The organism is Bradyrhizobium sp. BRP23, assembly GCF_020194135.1.
In the GTDB taxonomy this organism is placed as follows: domain Bacteria; phylum Pseudomonadota; class Alphaproteobacteria; order Rhizobiales; family Xanthobacteraceae; genus Bradyrhizobium; species Bradyrhizobium yuanmingense.
Window position 1 is genome coordinate 541,121 of sequence record NZ_JADYVW010000002.1, and the last position, 18,990, is coordinate 560,110.

Here is an 18,990-nt window from a genome sequence, read left to right on the forward strand (position 1 = left end):
TCGATATCAAGGGTAAACGCGTTCTGGTCACCGGCGGTGCGGGATTTATCGGCTCCCACATCGTTGATCTGCTCTGCGACGAGGGCTGCATCGAGATTGTTGCCCTCGACAACATGATCAGAGGCCGGCCGGAAAATCTCCGGCGGGCGCTCGGGCGTGGGCCCGTAAGGCTGGTTCACGGCGACATTCGCGATCGCAAGCTGATGGAAGCGTTGGTCAAGGCTGCCGACATCGTCTTTCACCAGGCCGCGCTCCGCATCACTCATTGTGCGGCCGAACCGCGCCTGGCTAAGGAGGTCATGGTGGATGCCACCTACGACCTGCTGGAGCTGTGCATCAAGCACGATATTGAGAAGATCATCGCGGCCTCTTCGGCATCGGTATATGGCATGGCCGAGGAGTTTCCGACGACAGAGCGGCAGAATGCCTACAATAACCGAACCCTATATGGGGCCGCCAAGGCGTTTAACGAAGGGCTACTGCGGGCTTTCAACGATGCATGCGGCCTCGACTATGTGGCATTCCGGTATTTCAACGTCTATGGCAGCCGGATGGACATCCACGGACGGTACACCGAGGTCTTGATCCGCTGGATGGAGCGGCTGGAAGCCGGATTGCCTCCCGTTATCTTTGGCGACGGCCGTCAGACCATGGATTTCGTCCACGTCCGCGACGTCGCGCGTGCCAACATCCTTGCCGCCAGGGCAAAGATTACCGATGAGGTCTTCAACGTCGGCAGCGGCACTGAAACAAGCCTGACCGAGCTGGCTACGGTACTTGCGTCGGTGATGGGACACCGCGGCCTCACGCCTGAATTCGCGCCGGAGCGCTCGGTCAATCCAGTACCGCGACGGCTGGCCTCGACGGGTAAGGCAGAGCGTTTGCTGGGCTTCCGCACCACGGTTTCGCTGGAGCAAGGGCTCGCAGATCTCGTGAAATGGTGGCGATCCGAGCGCGAGCTCGCTTCGGAACATCAGCGGCAGGCAGCGGCATCGTGATTCCGATCGCAATGTCGCTACTTGCAGATCAAGAGACCGAAGCGGCGCGCCTGGCCGTTCTCTCTGCTTGGGCGTCGGAGCGTTCGAGGCCGAGGCGGAACGCGCGGCCCTGCCATCCGGCTAGGTTCGGTAGAGTCCGCAGACGGGGGTGAGCACGGGTTCGCCCCTGTAGTCGGCTCGGTCGATGCCTGTGCGGCGCCCGCGCAAAGCCATCGGCTGTGAGGCTGAACCACCCCATGAGGCTGATCGAACCTGTGGCAGCCTCAGAGAGGTACGCAAATTTGATCGATCTCGACCGGACCATTCATGATTTCGATCGTCGTCCCAGCCCACAATGAGAGTTCTGTGATCGCACGGACGTTGAGGCAATGGGTTGGCAACCCAGCTTCGGACCAGATCCGTGTGGTCGTCGTCTGCAACGGGTGCTCAGACGACACTGCGAACGTCGCCCGGCGTTTCGGCCCAGCCGTCAATGTTGTGGAATCGAACATCGCAAGGAAGACCCACGCACTGAACCTTGGCGATCAAATCGCGGACGTTTTTCCGCGGATTTATGTTGATGCCGATATTCTGATTACCGTTGATGCCATTCTGGCTTTGGCAAGCCGCCTCGATGAAGGTGGCGTTTTGGCGGTCGCGCCTACAGCCGACATCAATCTGGCAGGCTGTTCCTGGCTGGTCCGTAAATACTTCGGAATCCGGTCACGGCTGCCATCCTCGCGTGAGGGTATCGGCGGTTCTGGCGTGTATGCCTTATCTGAGGCGGGACGCAAGCGGTTCGGCCAATTTCCAGACATCACCGCTGATGACACCTTTGTTCGACTTCAGTTCAGACCAGAAGAGCGGGAGACACTGCCCCGCGTTAGGTCCATGGTATTCGCCCCACGCACTCTGCTGCAGCTTATCGCCGTCAGAACTCGTGCCTACAGGGGAACATTCGAGCTCGCCCGGCGCTTTCCTGAACTGCGTGTCAACAAGGGACCGGCGAATGGCCGGGCGCTCATTGCGCTGTTCAAGGAACCTCGCTTATGGGCCGGACTATTGATTTATTGTGGGGTCAACATTGCCGCTCGCTGTAAGGCTACCCTGGGTTCCCGACTTGGAGCTCATCGTTGGCAACGCGACGACACTTCCCGTGCGGTACTATCAGATTCAATCAAGTAAGATTCTAATTCGGCTGGCCTGACAGGAAATCGGACGTGCCGCGCATATAAATCGCTTGATTTTAAATAGCGGCATGTTAATTTAAATTAAAATATTAAATGCAGGCGCCGAGGACCCGATCCGTTCATGGGAGCTTGCGAGCTTGCAGCGTTCTAGGGAGGCCAGCCCATGCTTCTCAGCCCGGTTTTTCACCGCAAGACGTTGCTCAAGAACAACACGCCGCGGTCACCCGGCACTCGGCCGAAACTGCTGGCGGTCTCTTCGGGTGGGGGCCATTGGGTGCAGCTGTTGCGGATCAAACCCGCCTTCGAGCATTGCGAAGTCACGTTCGTCACCGTCCACGACTCCTATCAAGCCCAGGTGCCCGACCACAAATTCTACCTTGTCAATGATGCTAACCGGTTGACCAAAATCGCGCTGTTGAAGGCGGCGCGCAGAATGGCCTGGATCGTTTGGAATGAAAGGCCGGACATCGTCGTTTCGACGGGTGCCGCTCCGGGATATTTGGCACTACGGTTTGGACAAATGATGGGTGCGCGCACTATCTGGCTCGACAGCATCGCCAACATCGAGCAGCTTTCGATGTCGGGAGACCGTATTGGTCATTGCGCCGACCTCTGGCTGACGCAGTGGCCCCATCTGGCGCGACCTGAGGGACCTCATTACACAGGCGCGGTGCTATGAGTTTCCTGGCGGTCGGAATGCCGTCACAGCTGGACCAGCAGCTCCATGTCTTCGCGCATCGTGATTTCTCGTGAAGGCATTGCTTGCATGATTACCTCAAGCTTGAAAGTGGATGATAGTCATGCCTCCTCGAGGGAGACTGGATCGCAGTTGCCCCCGGGCGACCATCTGCGCTGACGCGGTGGTGTCGCGTGACGTTCGGCTACGCGACCGTAGTGTCGTGCGCATCGGCTGCAGGAAGGCATGTTGGCGCCTGACAGCTGCCCCCGATAGTGGCGACATCTACATTAGATTGATTTATTATCGTTGGGTTAATTGACTTAATATAATAATCTATGACAAATAAATCGCGGCGCCGCATCGCGCTCCAGGAATAGGAATAGTCCTTGATGCCCTTGTCAGGTTTGAAAGCTCAAGATCGTCGGGCCAGTTCTGAGATCGATGTAGCGCCAAGTCCGGGCAGGGGTTGGTCTGGGCGGCTCGCCAGCAGGAGGGCGATAATCCCGTGATTCCGATCGCATTACCGTTGGTTGCTGAGGAGGAGGCCGACGCAGCTCGCGCAGCTGTGCTCTCCGGCTGGGTCTCGCAGGGCCCCCAGGTGGCAGCCTTCGAGCGCGATTTTGCGGCCCTGGTCGGTGCGCCTTATGCCTGCGCCGTTTCCAACTGCACAACCGCCCTGCATTTGGCGCTCGTCGCCCTGGAGATTGGGCCTGGCGACGAGGTCATCACGGCCAGCCACTCGTTTATCGCCACGGCCAATTGCATCCGATATTGCGGCGCGACTCCGGTCTTTGTCGACATCGATCCCGGTACATACAATATCGACCCTAACCGGATTGCCGAAGCGATCACTCGGCGCACACGCGCGGTGATCGCCGTCCACCAGATGGGTATGCCCTGCGATCTGACAGCCCTCGCCACGCTGGCCGATCGCCAGGGCATCATCTTGATCGAGGATGCGGCGTGCGCCGCCGGCAGCCAGATCCGAGTGGATGGCAGCTGGGAGCGCGTCGGCAAGCCGCATGGACGGATCGCCTGCTTCTCCTTTCATCCCCGCAAGGTCATCACGACCGGCGAGGGTGGGATGCTCACCACCTCCGATGCGAAGCTCGACCATAAGTTCAGGCTGTTGCGCCAGCATGGCATGAGCGTTCCGGACATCGTGCGGCACGGCTCACAGCAGGTGATCTTCGAGGACTATCTGGTAGTCGGCTACAACTACCGCATGACCGATATACAGGCTGCGGTCGGACGCGAGCAGCTCGAGCGGCTGCCTGCACTGGTGTCTCGACGCCGCGCGATCGCGGCCCGCTATCGAGAAATGCTCGGCAATTTCGGAGGCCTGAGACTGCCGATCGAGCCCGAATGGGCGCGGTCCAACTGGCAGAGCTATTGCGTTGGGCTGCCGGACCGCGTCGACCAGCTCAAGATCATGCAAAGCCTGCTAGATCAGGGCATCGCGACTCGACGCGGCATTATGTGCTCGCACCGGGAAGCGCCCTACGCCAAGGACAAGCACCGCCACGATCTGCGGCACTCCGAGTTCGCGCAGGACAATTCGATTCTGTTGCCAATTTACGCGCAGATGAACGAGGAAGACCAGGAGCGGGTCGCCTGCGCGTTGCGAAGGGAGCTCCAAGCCTCTGCATTGTAATAGGCCGCGTTCCTCAAGGCCCAAGACGCTCTGTGCGTTCTTCATGGCGCGTCATCGAGCAAGTTACGGCTTAGGCTTATCAAAGTGCGGATCCACAATAGGCGAGTTATTCCAAATGCAAAAGCCGCTTGTTAGCTTTGTCGTCCCTTGCTACCGACTGGCTGCTTTCTTGCCAGAATGTGTCGACAGCATCCTCTCGCAGACCTTTGAGGATTTCGAAATCCTCATCATGGATGATTGCTCTCCGGACAACACGGAAGAAGTTGCCAGAACATTCACAGACAGCCGCGTTACCTATGTCAGGAACGAGCAGAACCTGGGAGCGCTCCGGAATTACAACAAGGGAATACTCTTAAGTCGAGGGAAGTACGTTTGGCTTATATCGGCTGATGATCGCTTGCGCCGACCGTACATACTGCAAAGATACGTCGAAACCCTGGAAAATCATCCGGAGGTCGGCCTCGCGTTCTGCCCCGGGGTTAGCCTGAGACGTGGAAAAGAAGGTGCAGTGATAGATTACTCGACCTATGGAGACGTCGATACGATCGTCAGGGGAGAGGAGATCATCAAGCACTCATTGAAAGTAAAAGGAAATGCGATTCTGGCTGCGTCGGTGCTTGTTCGACGTGACTGTTACGAGAAACTGAGCCTCTATCCGGTCGACGTGGTATGGGCCGGAATTCCGGTCGATTTCATATGGGGCGGCGATTGGTACATGTGGCTATTGTTCTCCTTGAACTATCACGTCGCATACTTTGCAGAGCCGATGGTGTGTTACCGTGAACATGAACTCAGTATGACAAACGCCATCACTCAAGAGAAGATCGATATCTGCTGGCACTCCGAGTTGGCCGTCATCACGATGATATCGCAGGCTGCCAAGGAGAAAGGCGCCCTGACAGTATATAAGGCTTGCTTGGGTGCGCTCGCCAACTTCTATGCCAAACATTGTGCCTCAAAACCCTATTCGTGGATGGGGCAGACATCCTGGTCCACTATAGATCTTCAGCAGGTGGAAGCGACACTCGATCGCAGCCCTTATACTGAGCAGGAGAAGGCGTGGATCCGTTCACGCATTATGGTGGCGCTGGCTGAGATCTATTATTCAGAGGGCGATTCTGTATCAGCGAGATCATACTATTTGAAGGGATTGAAGCTGAAGCCTTTCATGCTGCCGGTGTTCTTGAAATTGATTGTGCTTTCATTCGGTGGTCCAGGCCGGCAGGTTCGCGAGTTGCTGCGAACCGCTCGAGAGCATTTGGTGCGAGGCTGATTGAAGGATCAGTTTCCGAGTTTAACCGACTCTTTTGCTGTAAGTTCGATGAAGAAGACCCTAGTGATCAGCGACAGGTTTCCTCTGCCTGAGAAGTTTGGCGCTGACATCAGAACCATGAATCTCGCACGATACTTTGCCGGCCTTGGGCCCGTCGATATTGCGTATCTCTCGGATTTGCCCTCCGGCCTGCGACGGATGGCAGGAGCGGGGGGACATCTCGAAAAGGAGGACGTATTCTCCGGGAAGTATTGTTTACAGAAGCTGGAGTACCCTAGAACCTTGCGGGGACGGTTCGGAATGTCGGTCCGTGGCTTTCCGTATCCCGTTAGAGAGTATAGCAAAGCCTCGATGGAGAAGTTGGTCGCGCTAATAGAGTTTGGCGGCTACGATTTTGTGCTGGTGCGATACCTCCGGAATACCGCCGGGCTTTTTGGATTGTCACAGACGGCGAAAATGAAGGTCATCGTTGATATTGATGACGTCCTGACTCTTTCACTCTATGATACGCTGTTTACCCCGACGAATAATGCCTTGAGGAAACTGTTCCGTGCCATCAACAAGGTGCTCCTGACTTACTATCAAACTCGTTGTGTGACCGCCTTTGGCGCCTGCTTGGTATGTTCCGAGAAGGATAAATTGGATCTGTGGGGTGAAAAGGCCTCTGAAAGTATCTTCGTTGTGCCAAACACGTTGGGGATGAGAGGTCCAGGAAAACTCCCCATGGGGAGCGGGTTCGCCGGCCGACACATTTTGCTGTTTATTGGTGCGCTTCACTATCAGCCTAATGTCAGCGGCTTGCTCTGGTTTTTGGAGAACGTGTATCCGCTCTACAGGAATGTGTACCCCGATGCCGTTCTTTTGGTTGTTGGACGTGACCCATTGCCAGAGGTGATCGAAGCTTGCGCTCGCTCAAAGGGAGTCGAGTTGCATCCCGATGTCCCTGATGTCGTCGAGTACTACAAGGACTGTAGAGCGGTTGTTGTGCCATTGCTCGAGGGTAGCGGGACGCGGTTAAAGGTTTTGGAGGCGGCACTCTTGGAGAGGCCCATTATCTCTACAAGGAAAGGTGTAGAAGGGCTGGATGTCGTCTCTGGCGTTCATTTTTTGGAGTTCAATGATGATCGTAGCTTTTGCGAGGCGTATAGGGCCTTAAGCAGCGAATCGGTCTATGACGCGCTTGTGGCAAGCGCTGAAACCATGGTTCTAGAAAGATATTCAAACAGCGCTCTTTCTGCGTCAATGAGCAAGGTGGTTGCATATATCGATTCAAGGAAGGCCAAAATGTCCTCGCCGAGGTCTCACACCCCCGCAGGGCAACCTTCCGATGAAGCTTTCAATTAGCTACGAATTCTCATCCGTCCAGAGCGCCACTGCCCAGGTGCGGGACCGGGAGGACCCCTGCAGTCCGCGCCGCATGTCGCAGGCTTGGCCGATCTCTTAGTCAATCGCTCTCATGCCCTTGCACTTCAAGCGTGAGCCTCGGCTTGGACTTACGGTGATCCAGCCCTAGGCAGCGTTCAGCAGGAAAGCTACCTGGTCGCCCTGCTGTTCAATATTCAGCGTTGCCGCCCTCTTGGCAAACTCTCTCATTTCCCGCCGGCTGAACACATCATCTGGTCTGGATGATGCGAGCGGCTTGGAGCTCCTGTACATTTCGCTTCCCCAGAACTGAAATGCAGTCGAGTCGTCGATTGATTGCCTAACACGCAAACCACAGCGCTCCGCCAATGCACTCATTCCCTTGCGAGAGGGTATCACAACGTGGCGCGGCGCATCCAGTTGCACCCAGTTCGGGCCGTACTCTCTCCACGCATGCGAGGATGAAGTTGGGATGCGAACCAGAATGCGGCCACCGGGCGCAAGTAGCCTTCTTGCATTGCTAAGACTTTGGTCCGGCTCAGGCATGTGTTCTAACGAATGATTGAACATGATGAAGTCGAACTCGCCGGACATACTCTGAAGATCCGATTTTCGAATCGTCACGGCACCTGCTGTTGGTTCGACAATGTAGGGATCGACTCCTGTAAGATTCTTGAACCCTGCCGCAGACATTCTGTAAAGAAGTTTCCCGGACCCGCAGCCTACGTCAAGCACCCGAGAACAGGGATTAATTCCAAAGCATCCGATGACCGCTACGATGGGGTCGTACCTCACAAAGGACGCCACGGCTCCCAATATGCTTTTGGTGCCAAGTGCGTGCGCGTCCCTGACGGCAGTAACACGCGAATTTCGCGACGGTCTGGAGAATGAGTAATACCCATCGGGGTAAAGGCGACTCTCATCGGCTACGTCCGATAAGCGCTGGATCGTCCCACAATCACTACATTCCTGGTACTCAAACCGCTCTTTTGTGCCAAACATCATCTCAATAAAGACGTGGTGGCGATGTTCGCTGTCTGACAAGCAAGTTTTACAAATCATATCGAGTACCTAGCCACAACGGCGGATCGACTGCCGGCTCAGCGATCGGTGAGGCCGTAGAGGTGCAGTGTCCTCACTATGATGCGAAACTGACGAGCTTGCCGACGCCTTCGGCCTGATCGCTCTGTCCAACCTTCTTGATCGGGCCGTCACTTTGCATGCCCCGCCTGTCGTTCTCGCCGGGTTGCGGCCCGCGGGCAATCAAGCGGAACTCCGTTGGCGCCCGGGGTCGAAGCTTCTTGCATCTGCAATGAATATAATAAACAAACTGCCGGCTGTCCAAATTAAATAGGCAAGGATCGCATGTTTAATTCCGAGAGCTTCCTCTTAAAGTTCAACCGAAGCCCGCGTCGCCCGGGATTAGGCTGCGCCGGCGTGGGCTTTGCCGGCCGCACCCCGTAAACGTTGAGCATGGTCGGGGCGCGAGGCCGGTATTTCAGTCGAAGCTCGATGTTATAATATAACCAAGGCGCCTCCCTTATATTTAAATAGATGGCGATTGAAAATTAAATCAGATTTAATTATGTTGAGGCGCGGAGGAGCCTTCCGAGGGGCTCCGGGTCTGACAGGCGGGATGCGATGCGTCCTGAGGCGACACGGAGTTTTATTCTTGAGTGCAGACAAAGCGGTGAGTAGGCGGAATTTCATGTGCTTGCGGACTGCGTCTCCGGCGGAACCCGAGAAAGCCATTCTTGGTTTGCGCGCTGAAAATTGCAGAAAGTCTGGCGAGCGAACCGGGAGGTCGTGCAGATGGCGCCGGCGTGTCAGGCTCGACTGAGCAGGAGCATTTCGTGATGTCCAAGGCACATCCGCCCAAGGCTGGAGGAAGGGCTGAAGACCCCTTGGTCACGGTCGTGATGTGCGTGTACAACGCTGGTAAATATTTTCGACCGTCGCTGTTGAGCATAATTAATCAGACATACAGGAATCTGGATATTCTTATTGTCGATGATGGCAGTTCGGACGGTTGCTTCAGCTCAGTTCAGGATTTGCTGATAGACGAGCGTGTTCGCGTGATCCATCAAGCGAACTCAGGCAAGCCTGTTGCTATCAATCGAGCGCTCGATCAGATCCGCGGCGAGTTCTACGCAATTCAAGACGCGGATGACATCAGCTATCCAACTAGAATCGAAAAGCAGGTTCGTGCGCTGCTCAACAACCCGCATTTGGCTGCCGTATTCTGCGGCAACGAGCTCATCATCAACGAGAGATTCATGGCACCCGTGTTTTCGCCGAAAAGCGAGAGCGACTGCCAGTCCGAGATCAGGGCCTTTCAAATGCCGGCTCTCGATCCCACGGGAATGTTTCGAATGTCATTGGTTGGCGATATACGGTTCGAGCCATCATTAAAGGTTGCCGAGACCTGCGATTATATATGGAGAGTCGGGGAGGTGCATCCGATGATCGTATTGGGGGAGTGCCTTTATGCCTACCGCATTCTTCCCAATTCCCTCAGCCGACGGGCGCCAACCTGGCGGAAGCAGTTTGAGGTCGATGTCTTCAGGCGAGCATGCGAGCGGCGCGGTTTGCGGTTTGAGCAGGGTTGCGCGGATGCGATGTGCGGCTACAGACGATCTAACAACAGTTTATTGGACAACAACATCGCCGCCCATTTCATCAAGAGCGTGCTGGATTGGCGTAGGTCGAACCGTCGGTTGTCGGCATTAAAGACGGGTTGGCAATGTGCGTGTTTGCACCCAGCGGATCCGCACTACTACAAAGCGCTGGTTTACGCCTTGATTTCACCCAGCGTAGCGAGCCGCCTGCGTCGTGACTTCCTGGCGACTCCCCTGGAGACGACGAAATGAAGCGCCTCGTAGGGAGGAACCGTCGCTTTGTGGGGCGCCTCGGCTTCGAGCGCGCTGCTTGTTTGCAGAACTTCTCAGATATTTGAGGTACTCGCGTTGACCCGCAAAAGCTTAGAATTGGAATCGGGTTCTCAGATTACGTATCTGTATGGTCGGCAGCGGAGTCCAGTTGGTCGCGCGGCGGGGGCGCCGCGTTGGGGGACGGAACTGTATCTGAAGCTATTGTTGGTCGCGATTGTCTTGCCCGAAGGGCTGTCTTTCTTCGTCGGCGATTTTCGCCTCTCGGTTGCTCGAGTTCTAATTTTCTGTTCCTTCATCGCCGCGCTACAGCAGCTTGGACAGCGTCTAGGCACGCGAACCGTCGTCTGCGTCCCATCGGATATCTTGGCCCCGCTTACGGGCGTTTGGATGATGTTGGCTGCCACAGTCACTGATGGTCCGGCGGGTTTTAAAGGGGCTGGAATCGAGGCACTCGAATTTGTGGGCGCATACCTGACGTTCCGGTTTCTTCTCGGGCCGGTCGATAGTTCCGTTCGAATAGCACGGTTCTCCTGCAAGCTGATGATTGTGATCGTCGGCATAGCGCTCCTTGACCCGCTGAGTGATAAACTGTTCACCTATGAGTTCATCAAAGGTATTACAGGCTATGCGAAGCTCAGTTACGATGGACCATTAGCAATCAGGGCTGACACGTTCTATCGGGACGGTGTCGTTCGCGCCATGGGGCCGCTCGAGCATTCGATATTGTTCGGTGCTGTTTGCGTTTGGTTTGGTGTCGTGGCCTTCACTACGTTTAGGCACCAGGTACTCGGCTGGGGTGTGGCGGGCATCGCCCTCATCGGTGTGTGGTTTTCGCAGGCGCGCAGTCCATTGTTGGCCTATTTGATCGGATTTGCGCTGGCGAGTTTCTATGCCGCAAGCCCTCGCTTCGCTGCCCGATGGAAGTTGGTCGGGTTGTGTGTGACCGCGCTACTCCTTGTTGTTTTCACTTTCTCTGGCAGCCCGGTCGCAACCCTTGTGCGCCTCAGCGGAGTAAGCCCGGAGGCGGCATGGGCTCGCCAAGCGATTTGGGACACGGGAGGACCTGTGGTCCTCGGTTCGCCGATCTTCGGAATTGGTTTGAACGGCGACTGGAATTGGCAGTCGCATGGCGCGCTCGTGAGTTCGAGCGTAGATGCCTTTTGGCTTGCCACCGCAATGTCGTATGGAATTCCGGGAAGCGCGTTGATCCTTTTGACAATTGCCAGCGCATGCTGGCTTGGCTCGATCGACAAATCGCCTCACCTTACTCCCGAAGAGAGACGGCTGTCAGTGGCGCTCGGAATTGTAATAGCGACGATCGCTTTTCTAGGGTTCATTGTGCACTTTTGGGGCATTTGTTGGATCCTCATCGCTGTGTTTACCGGGATGCGAGCGAACCTCGCGGAGACCGCCATATTGCGCGATAGAGCCGCACCAGCGGCGCGAATGAGATGCGACCCGATTACCGGAGACATTTGAAGACGGTGGACCGCGAGGTCATTACGCTGGCAGGGATGCCGATCAGGATTTCTCGCTGCGCAGGACTAAAGCATGAAGGTTTCCATTATCATACGAACTTACAATCGTGCGTACATCATCGGGGAAGCGATCGAGAGTGCCTTGAATCAGACGTATGGGAATCTTGAGATAATCGTCGTTGATGATGGATCCACAGACGGCACGGCCGCAGCGGTGAAAAAGTTTCGAAGCGACAAAGTGCGTTACATTAGGCATGATCGCAATCGCGGGGTGAGTGCGGCAGGCAACACGGGTATAAAGGCCGCCAACGGCGATATCATTGCTCATCTGGATTCGGATGATCTGTGGAAGCCGGAGATGCTCAGCAGTCTCGTCGATGTTTTGCGTCGTCATCGTCAGATTGGCGCGGTGTTCTGTGACGTTGAGGTCGATCGCGGCAGATCCACGTCGTCAATTGTCTCAAGCATGCGTGCATTTCCGAAACTGCTCGCATCGCGCGCGCGCTCTGATTTCGATGTCTTTCTCTTCAGCAGCCGTGAGATGTATCTGTGTTTGCTGGAAGAAGTGCCTATCAAGCCGACTGCGGTATTGATTCGGCGCACTGTTCTGGATGAGTTTAGAGGTTATAATGAATCATGGTGTTCGGGCGAGGACTGGGAACTGTACCTGAGAATCTCGAAGCATCATGGATTTGGATACGTCGATCGCAAGCTCGCGGTTATGCGGGTGCTCGAGGATTCAACCCTATCGAAACTCCAGGAGGAGGATAAGTCGTCCTTGCTGCAGCTGGCAGTGAGCGAGAAGAAGGGGCTTCGGCGAGATCCCGAAGCACTCGAAGCGGCAAATCGTGCAATCGCTCGGCATTGCAAGGATCTGGGATGGATCTATCTGCACTCGGGAAGGCGAATGAAATCGATCTCAACCTACGCTCGCGGATTTGCCGAAACGGGACACGTACCTCTCGTTATGAGAGCCGGCGTGGCTCTTATGCCTCTGTCGCTTACTGCGGGTTTGAAAAAGCTACTTCTATCCAGCGATCGCTCGCTCGCTCCATGAGAGATCTTTCCGGCGAAGTGGTCGATGGTCCCTGTGTGCGTGAATAGAATGACTCAAAACCACATCTCCGACAGGCCGGCGGCACGGCGGATTGCATTCGCCACGATCGGGGATGGGCGCCAGGTCAGGTTCTGGTCCGGTACCCCGTTTCACATGTCGAGATCGCTCGCAGGTGAAGGTCACGAGTTGGTCCATATCGGTCCGTTGAGCGCACCGATACTGCCCCTATACAAGACGTATTCCAGGCTTTGCCGTGCCTTTCGCAGGCGCGGCCGTTCCCCGTTGCATGCGGGGGCGGTCGTTGCACAGTATGCAGCGGACTCAGCGCGTAAAATCCGAGCGGTGTCGCCCGATATCGTCTTCGCGCCGGCCGGCTCTACCTTTGCATGGAGTGTGCCTAACGGCGTTCCGCTCGTCTATGCGTCCGACGCGACCTTTCGGCTCATTGAGAACTACCATCCTAACTATCGAAACTTGTCGCGAGGTGCTCGGGACGTCGCTGAACGCGTGGAGCGGGACACGATCGCGCGCGCGGATCTGATCCTCTACCCTTCGGAATGGGCAGCCGAATCTGCCATCAGGGACTACGGTGCCGACCGTAGCCGGGTGCATGTCATTCCTTGGGGCGCCAACCTTGAAGAAGCGCCGGATCGTGCCTCCGTGCTAGGTTGCCGCAAGCCGGGTCCCTGCCGTCTGCTCTTCATCGGCGCCAACTGGGAGGAGAAGGGCGCTGACATCGCGGTCGGCGTCCTCGCTGAACTGAGGAAGAGGGGCATGGAGGCGGAGCTCGTGATCTGCGGATGTACTCCGTCGAAGTCAGTTGCTCAGGATGGCCTGACGATCATCCCTTATCTCGACAAGTGTGATCGCGAACAGCGCAACCGATTGGATCAACTCTATCGGGACGCGGATCTATTTCTGCTGCCGACCCGGGCGGATTGCTATGGAATCGTGTTCTGTGAAGCCGCGGCCCATGGAGTACCGAGCATTGCGCCGGCCACTGGCGGCGTCCCCTGCGTCGTCCGCAACGGGGAGACGGGCTTGTTGTTGCCACCGAACGCGACGAAGGCGGACTATGCGGCGGTCATCTTCGAGACCTTTGCTAACCAGGATCGGCTGGCACGCCTGAGACAATCGAGCCGCGACGCCTTCGAGGCCCGATTGAACTGGCAGGCTTGGGCCCGGCGGGTTTCAGATCTGATAGAAACTCTATGATCGTCTTGAATTATCATGAGCTGGTGGAAGCCTCGCCTTCGAACGCGTGGTGCCTGACTCATGAGGCGTTCGAAGTGCATCTCGCACTTTGCGGGGAAGCGCTGGTCTCGCCCCAGAATTTTCTGGAGCATTGCTGCGATCCGACATCCCACGGCACCGGCGCGGTCCTGTTGACTTTCGACGATGGATTTATTTCGGACTATACGCATGTCTACGCTCGTTACATGACGACCGGTCGTATTCCGGGTTTCATGTCCTTTATCCCGGTAGACTTTGTAGGCTCGCCGGGACGTATGAGTTGGGACATGATCGAGGAGCTTGCCAAGGGGGGTGTTGCGATCGGTTCACATGGCATGGCCCACGTCGATTTGACGACCGTCTCGGACGCAGAGCTCGAGCGCGAGCTCGGTGTGTCCAAGTCGATGCTCGAGGATCGCCTCGGTCGACAGGTAGCTCTCTTCGCTTTCCCATATGGACGGTTTTCCCGACGGGTCTGGGAGGCGGCGCTGAGGGCTGGCTACACACACCTCTTTACAATCCAGCTTGGATATCATCGCGGCTTCGAATCTTTTTTGTACTCCCGCCTTTGTATGACGAACAACATGGATGCTGAGTACATGCGCCGCCACTTGCGCGATCCGGATGCGATGCGCGGCGTTTCCTGGAAAATCAGCACAAAGCTCGGGCTCTATCGCCAACTCATGCGCTTGCGGTATCACTAGCGCTTTAGTATTTGGGCGGTTTCAGTGCTGTGCAAAGCCAGGACATCGCCCGTTGAGTCGTCTTGGCCTCGTCGATCACCTCGAATGCTCGTTTTGCCTCCCGCAACACTGCCAGTGATCGCCGCGATGCGGTGTAGTTCGAGACGATGATGCAGCCTCCCGGTTTGAGTGATTGCGCGTAACGCTCGAGCGACCGAACGGGGTCGCGCAAATAGAAAAGAGACTCGTTGAAGACGATGACATCGAAACGGCCGTCGGGCTCGTACACGTCGCCGTCAGCCTGAGAAAAGTCAGTGCGATCGTCGTTGTACAGACGGAGCTTCTCGATTGCCACGTCAGAGATGTCCACTCCGACATAGCGTTCATATCCAAGCTGCTTGAAGCGCTCGAATAGCATGCCGTCTCCGCAGCCGATCTCGAGGTACTCGCCGCCACGTCTAAAAGCGTCCATGAAACCAATGAGTGTCCAGTAGCGAGCTACTTCGCGCTGCATGTAGGTCCAGAGGCCATCGCTGTACTCGGCGTCCCAAGTGGATTTCGCTTTTGGGCTGTCACCGAACCCCTGCGCAGTCTCCCACTCGCTAACGGCACGCCCCAGCGCGTCGCCAAAAGGCAGCCGGGCCAATCCGAAGGCATAGTACGCGGCGCGCACCCGGCGCCATGCGTGGTAGTGAAGTGCTGCAAGCATTCCCAACCTGCCAACGCGTATTCGACGTCAGATAGTTTAATACAGGTGAAGTTATCGACAGATCAAGAGTGTACGGCGGGCGAGAACTGCAGATTTCATAGTACCTGTGAGGTGAGCTTCGCCCGGTCAATTCGCCTGCGCATCTCGGACCTTTGTCCGTGAGCCGCCAAGGAACGATTCCCGCAACTGTCTTGCGCTCCTATCGTTCCGTGATCGGATCGAGAGTACCACCCCCCGCAGAATCACAGCACGTCCCAATAACTCGCCCCGCTGCCAACGCGCGGGCATCATCAGGTAGTGGCTGGACGCTGCCACATCGGGTCTTCCGTTGCCGCGGATCGGGTCTAAAGCATTGTTTCTAGCTGAAAGCCGGCCGGGAGTATTGTCCGCGAGAAGGTAGTGCTTTTGGCAGGAGCTACACACTCCGAATATTCGGAGAAATGGGTTGGCTTGTGCAATGCAGAAATTAAATGCCTATTAACAGTTGACGGATGTATTTAACTGCGCCTATCATTATTCGTTTTTGCAATTTGTGACAGAAAATCAAAGCCATGAGTGATGGTTTTGCGGAAGCGATAATTTCCCTTTCATTGCATGCATTGCCAGGGCGGTTGCGCCTAAGCGTTAAACCCGGAGCGCTCGGTTACCGGGTTGGTCGACGGATTTGTCTTAAGTTGCTGTTTACAGCTGGTGGCCCATCGCTGTCCGCTTGGCATGCTAGCCCCCGACCAATTTTCGCTTGAAGGGAGTTGTCATGCAGATCGGGCCGGCGCTTTCAGGCGTATTAGGTACCACGACGATTGAGGAGTTGCGGCGCCCGGGAGCGCAGGATGCGATCGTGATCGGCGGGGGAGCCGCCGGAGGATTGGCGGCGCTCTTACTCGCCGAGGCTGGCCTGCGCGTGCTTGTGCTTGAGGCCGGCTGGCAGAATTCGCCGCGAACGACTGGGATGCGCCGAGCTATAGCCAGGATGAGCCGTAGGCTCGCGGACCCTGCGACACTTCGGTTGCTCCCTCCTGCGGTTGTTCCCTTTGGCAAGATGGCCTTGAGAGGCCTCGGCATGTTGCGCCAGCCCATCCAATCTCGCTGCAGCATCTGGGGCCGAGCACCGGACTCGTTTGTAGACGATCATGATCTGCCTTACGTGACGCCACGGAGCCAACCTTTTGTCTGGATACGCGCGCGAACGCTCGGCGGACGCGTGGGCCTTCCAGGGCACGGCCGGCAATACTATCGGCTGAACTCCTCCGACCTTGCGCCGTGCGATGGATTGAGCGCGCCTTGGCCGCTAGAGCCGGGTGAGTTGGACCCCTGGTATTCGATGGTCGAGCGACGGCTAGCGCTTGCCGGTGCCATGGATGGCGTACCATGGCAGCCTGACAGTCACCTCTCGCGAGAACTTGAACCTTCACTGAATCAGTTCGCGCTGATGGCAGCGATCCGCGCACGGTGGCCTCACTCGCGGCCGATGCTCACGCGCTTTGCCGCACCGCTGGATGCCTTGGAAACTGCTGCTCTTACAGGGCGCCTTCGATGCCGTGAGGGCGCAGTCGTACGGCAAATCGATGTTGATCGATCAGGTCGCGTACGCGGCGTAGTCTGGTTCGATCAACAAAGTGGAACCGACGTACGTGCTTGCGCTCCGTTGGTCTTTCTGTGCGCGTCCTCGTTAGAGTCGACACGAATACTCTTGCTTTCGCGTTCATCCAAAGGGGGCCAGGGGCTCGGTGCAGGATCTGACGCGCTGGGGCGCTACTTGATGGACCATATTGTCGTAACTGGGTGGGGTGGAGGTGCGCCGCTGAAGCCCAGCCCAGTGCTCGAAGATGGGTGCGCGATTTACCTTCCACGCTTCGATGCGCGCGACGGGCCCGCGCCCCTCGGCGGGCGAGGTTTTGGCGTGCAGTTGTATCAATTTCCAGGAGGGCACGGGCGTTCCCATTTTACTGCGGTTAGCTTCGGTGAAATGCTTCCTCGTGCCGAAAACCGAGTAATGCTGCATCCTACACGACGGGATATATGGGGAATCCCCGTATTGCATATCGACTGCCGCTATAGCGAAGCGGATTTGGCGCGTGCCCGCGATCAGGCAGCTGCCATACGCGAGATCGCCGCAACAGCTGGCGTGACGTTGAGCCGCGTTAATGAACGGCCGGCCCCGCCTGGCTCCGCGATTCATGAATGCGGGACCGCCCGGATGGGTATCGACCCCGCGACCTCCGTGCTCGATCCAAATAACCAGTGCTGGGACGCACAGGGATTGTACGTTACGGATGGTGCCTGTTTCCCGTCCCAGGGCACGCAGAATCCCACGTTGACCATTCTCGCTCTGACCGCGCGCGCATGCCATCATGCGGTGAGCACCGTCGCCCAAACAAAGCGAGAAGCTGCATTCGGACTAGCCGGAGGCGCGTCATGACGGTGGCTGCTGCCGCGCCGTTTCGAGAAATCCTTCCGCGAAACATGCTCCCCCTAGGTTTTGGATCCGGCGCACTGTTGAGCAAGCGACGAACCCGCCGTGAGGCTCTTAAGTTGCTCGAAGCAGCTATGGATTGTGGGGTCACATATTTTGATACTGCGCGAATGTATGGCGCCGGTCGCGCAGAGGGCATTCTGGGAGAGTTGGCGGCGCGAAAGCGGGAGCGCCTGGTTCTGGCAAGCAAGGCGGGCATTGTCCCACAAAGTCATGCACTTCATGTCCGCGCAATGGGTCGTAGCATTCGTCTTCTGCACAATGTCGCGCCAAGCTCAAAGAATTACCTGCCTGTGCCGTCCAACTATCTGCCGCGTTTCGGAGCCTTTGGTCTCGTGGAGTTCCGAAAAAGTGTCGAGACTAGTCTCAAGGAATTGCGTACAGACTATCTCGATATTCTACTCCTGCACGAGTGCAGCGCTGCCGACGTAGAGGAAACGGACCTGATCCGTCTTCTCGATGATCTCAAGCGTGAAGGGAAGGTTCGCGCCATTGGCATAGCGACAGGCATAGAGGAGACGGTGTCCATCCTCCAAAGACATGCAGCGCTGTTCGACGTTGTGCAGATTCCAAATGCCATCTGGAATATGAACGTCAGGAAAGTTCCGGCAACTAACCGCCTCGTGATTACGCATTCGTCTCTTACCAGCCGATTTAAAATACTGCTTGATCGATTGTTGTCCGATGAGCGGATGGCGGCTGAATGGCGTTCGCTGACGCAGGTAGATCCACGTGATTCGACAGAACTGGCTCATCTACTGCTGGCCCATGCGCTGAATGCAAATCCAAACGGGATCGTCATCTTTTTCTCATCCAATCCGTCGAATGTTGTGGCAAACGTGAGATCTGTCAGCAGTCGAGCTATCGACGAGAAGCAGATCGCGGGTTTGAACGCATTATTGGCGAGAAAGCATGTTGCCGAATTTCTTGACGCGAGCTTTCGAGATCTGAGTTTCTGATCGGTGCAGACCGACGACGGTGGCTTGACTTTGCATCAGTCAGACGCGGCGGAGTATGGTCAGGTCGTCGGCAGGACCTGATCGAACATCTTGTTGCGACCCTGCCGGGGAAGCGGGTGACTGTGTGCTGGGCTCGGGGGACATCAACGATCAGGATAATCGGCGCGCGCTCGTAACTCTCGATCTGAATGGTGTGTCCGCAACGGTATTTGCTTTGCTTGGGGTTTTTGGATGGCGCTGGATGGGCCATTACCTGAACCGGGCAATATGGGTTCGGATTGTTCGCAGCGCGATGTGTGCTCAAATGCTCTTGCCCGACGCTCGCGCTCTTGATTGTCCGGACAAAAATTATGTCGTGTTTGGCGGCGGATA

General features: G+C 56.6%; 14 protein-coding genes. 12 read left to right on the top strand and 2 right to left on the bottom strand.

The features are described from left to right. The first annotated feature begins 5 nt into the window (after positions 1-5). The 6 genes from I6F24_RS06995 (at position 6) to I6F24_RS07020 (ending at position 7,117) form a co-directional block, all read left to right on the top strand. Positions 6-998: an NAD-dependent epimerase/dehydratase family protein gene (locus tag I6F24_RS06995; protein ID WP_036029234.1), complete on the top strand. Its 993-nt coding sequence runs from the start codon at positions 6-8 to the stop codon at positions 996-998. A gap of 306 nt (positions 999-1,304) precedes the next feature. Further along, positions 1,305-2,162, top strand: a complete 858-nt coding sequence (locus I6F24_RS07000; protein WP_225151489.1) for a glycosyltransferase — start codon at positions 1,305-1,307, stop codon at positions 2,160-2,162. 168 nt (positions 2,163-2,330) lie between these two features. Then, positions 2,331-2,846 carry a UDP-N-acetylglucosamine--LPS N-acetylglucosamine transferase gene (locus tag I6F24_RS07005; protein ID WP_225139932.1) on the top strand — a complete coding sequence of 172 codons (516 nt, stop codon included), beginning with the start codon at positions 2,331-2,333 and terminating at the stop codon, positions 2,844-2,846. Between the two features lie 505 nt (positions 2,847-3,351). Continuing rightward, positions 3,352-4,500, top strand: coding sequence for a DegT/DnrJ/EryC1/StrS family aminotransferase (locus I6F24_RS07010; protein WP_057029417.1), 1,149 nt, complete (start codon positions 3,352-3,354; stop codon positions 4,498-4,500). 115 nt (positions 4,501-4,615) lie between these two features. After that, a complete protein-coding gene (locus I6F24_RS07015) occupies positions 4,616-5,773 on the top strand; it encodes a glycosyltransferase family A protein (RefSeq protein WP_109143417.1) in 1,158 nt (385 codons plus the stop codon). Further along, the gene (locus tag I6F24_RS07020; RefSeq protein ID WP_225151491.1) at positions 5,774-7,117 is read left to right on the top strand and encodes a glycosyltransferase; all 1,344 of its coding nucleotides are present in this window, start codon (positions 5,774-5,776) and stop codon (positions 7,115-7,117) included. 165 nt (positions 7,118-7,282) lie between these two features. Here the strand turns inward: I6F24_RS07020 and I6F24_RS37550 are convergent, their stop codons facing one another. Next, entirely contained in the window at positions 7,283-8,197 is a 915-nt protein-coding gene (locus tag I6F24_RS37550; RefSeq protein ID WP_081493009.1) for a class I SAM-dependent methyltransferase, read from the bottom strand. Between the two features lie 692 nt (positions 8,198-8,889). Here I6F24_RS37550 and I6F24_RS07030 point away from each other — a divergent pair. The 5 genes from I6F24_RS07030 (at position 8,890) to I6F24_RS07050 (ending at position 14,498) form a co-directional block, all read left to right on the top strand. Beyond that, a complete protein-coding gene (locus I6F24_RS07030; protein ID WP_225151493.1) occupies positions 8,890-10,005 on the top strand; it encodes a glycosyltransferase family A protein in 1,116 nt (371 codons plus the stop codon). A gap of 225 nt (positions 10,006-10,230) precedes the next feature. Continuing rightward, positions 10,231-11,505 carry an O-antigen ligase family protein gene (locus I6F24_RS07035; protein WP_225151494.1) on the top strand — a complete coding sequence of 425 codons (1,275 nt, stop codon included), beginning with the start codon at positions 10,231-10,233 and terminating at the stop codon, positions 11,503-11,505. A gap of 72 nt (positions 11,506-11,577) precedes the next feature. Further along, positions 11,578-12,561 (top strand): glycosyltransferase, encoded by a 984-nt coding sequence (locus I6F24_RS07040; RefSeq protein WP_225151496.1) that lies wholly within the window; start codon positions 11,578-11,580, stop codon positions 12,559-12,561. A 153-nt stretch (positions 12,562-12,714) separates the two neighbouring features. Beyond that, positions 12,715-13,776 (top strand): glycosyltransferase family 4 protein, encoded by a 1,062-nt coding sequence (locus tag I6F24_RS07045; protein ID WP_225151542.1) that lies wholly within the window; start codon positions 12,715-12,717, stop codon positions 13,774-13,776. Further along, on the top strand, positions 13,773-14,498 hold the full coding sequence (locus tag I6F24_RS07050) for a polysaccharide deacetylase family protein (RefSeq protein WP_036029184.1): 726 nt from the start codon (positions 13,773-13,775) through the stop codon (positions 14,496-14,498). The genes I6F24_RS07045 and I6F24_RS07050 overlap by 4 nt, the downstream gene beginning before the upstream one ends. A 4-nt stretch (positions 14,499-14,502) precedes the next feature. Here the strand turns inward: I6F24_RS07050 and I6F24_RS07055 are convergent, their stop codons facing one another. Continuing rightward, positions 14,503-15,186: a class I SAM-dependent methyltransferase gene (locus I6F24_RS07055; RefSeq protein ID WP_057029397.1), complete on the bottom strand. Its 684-nt coding sequence runs from the start codon at positions 15,184-15,186 to the stop codon at positions 14,503-14,505. A gap of 2,415 nt (positions 15,187-17,601) precedes the next feature. Between I6F24_RS07055 and I6F24_RS07065 the strand changes: the two genes are divergently transcribed. Continuing rightward, positions 17,602-18,618 carry an aldo/keto reductase gene (locus I6F24_RS07065; protein ID WP_074448162.1) on the top strand — a complete coding sequence of 339 codons (1,017 nt, stop codon included), beginning with the start codon at positions 17,602-17,604 and terminating at the stop codon, positions 18,616-18,618. Positions 18,619-18,990 lie beyond the last annotated feature (372 nt).

Bases quoted from the DNA above. Each gene is read 5' to 3' on its own strand.
- I6F24_RS07000 (WP_225151489.1), top strand. From the start codon at position 1,305: ATGATTTCGATCGTCGTCCCAGCCCACAATGAGAGTTCTGTGATCGCA.
- I6F24_RS07005 (WP_225139932.1), top strand. From the start codon at position 2,331: ATGCTTCTCAGCCCGGTTTTTCACCGCAAGACGTTGCTCAAGAACAAC.
- I6F24_RS07015 (WP_109143417.1), top strand. From the start codon at position 4,616: ATGCAAAAGCCGCTTGTTAGCTTTGTCGTCCCTTGCTACCGACTGGCT.
- I6F24_RS37550 (WP_081493009.1), bottom strand. From the start codon at position 8,197: ATGATTTGTAAAACTTGCTTGTCAGACAGCGAACATCGCCACCACGTC.
- I6F24_RS07040 (WP_225151496.1), top strand. From the start codon at position 11,578: ATGAAGGTTTCCATTATCATACGAACTTACAATCGTGCGTACATCATC.
- I6F24_RS07045 (WP_225151542.1), top strand. From the start codon at position 12,715: ATGTCGAGATCGCTCGCAGGTGAAGGTCACGAGTTGGTCCATATCGGT.
- I6F24_RS07050 (WP_036029184.1), top strand. From the start codon at position 13,773: ATGATCGTCTTGAATTATCATGAGCTGGTGGAAGCCTCGCCTTCGAAC.
- I6F24_RS07055 (WP_057029397.1), bottom strand. From the start codon at position 15,186: ATGCTTGCAGCACTTCACTACCACGCATGGCGCCGGGTGCGCGCCGCG.
- I6F24_RS07065 (WP_074448162.1), top strand. From the start codon at position 17,602: ATGACGGTGGCTGCTGCCGCGCCGTTTCGAGAAATCCTTCCGCGAAAC.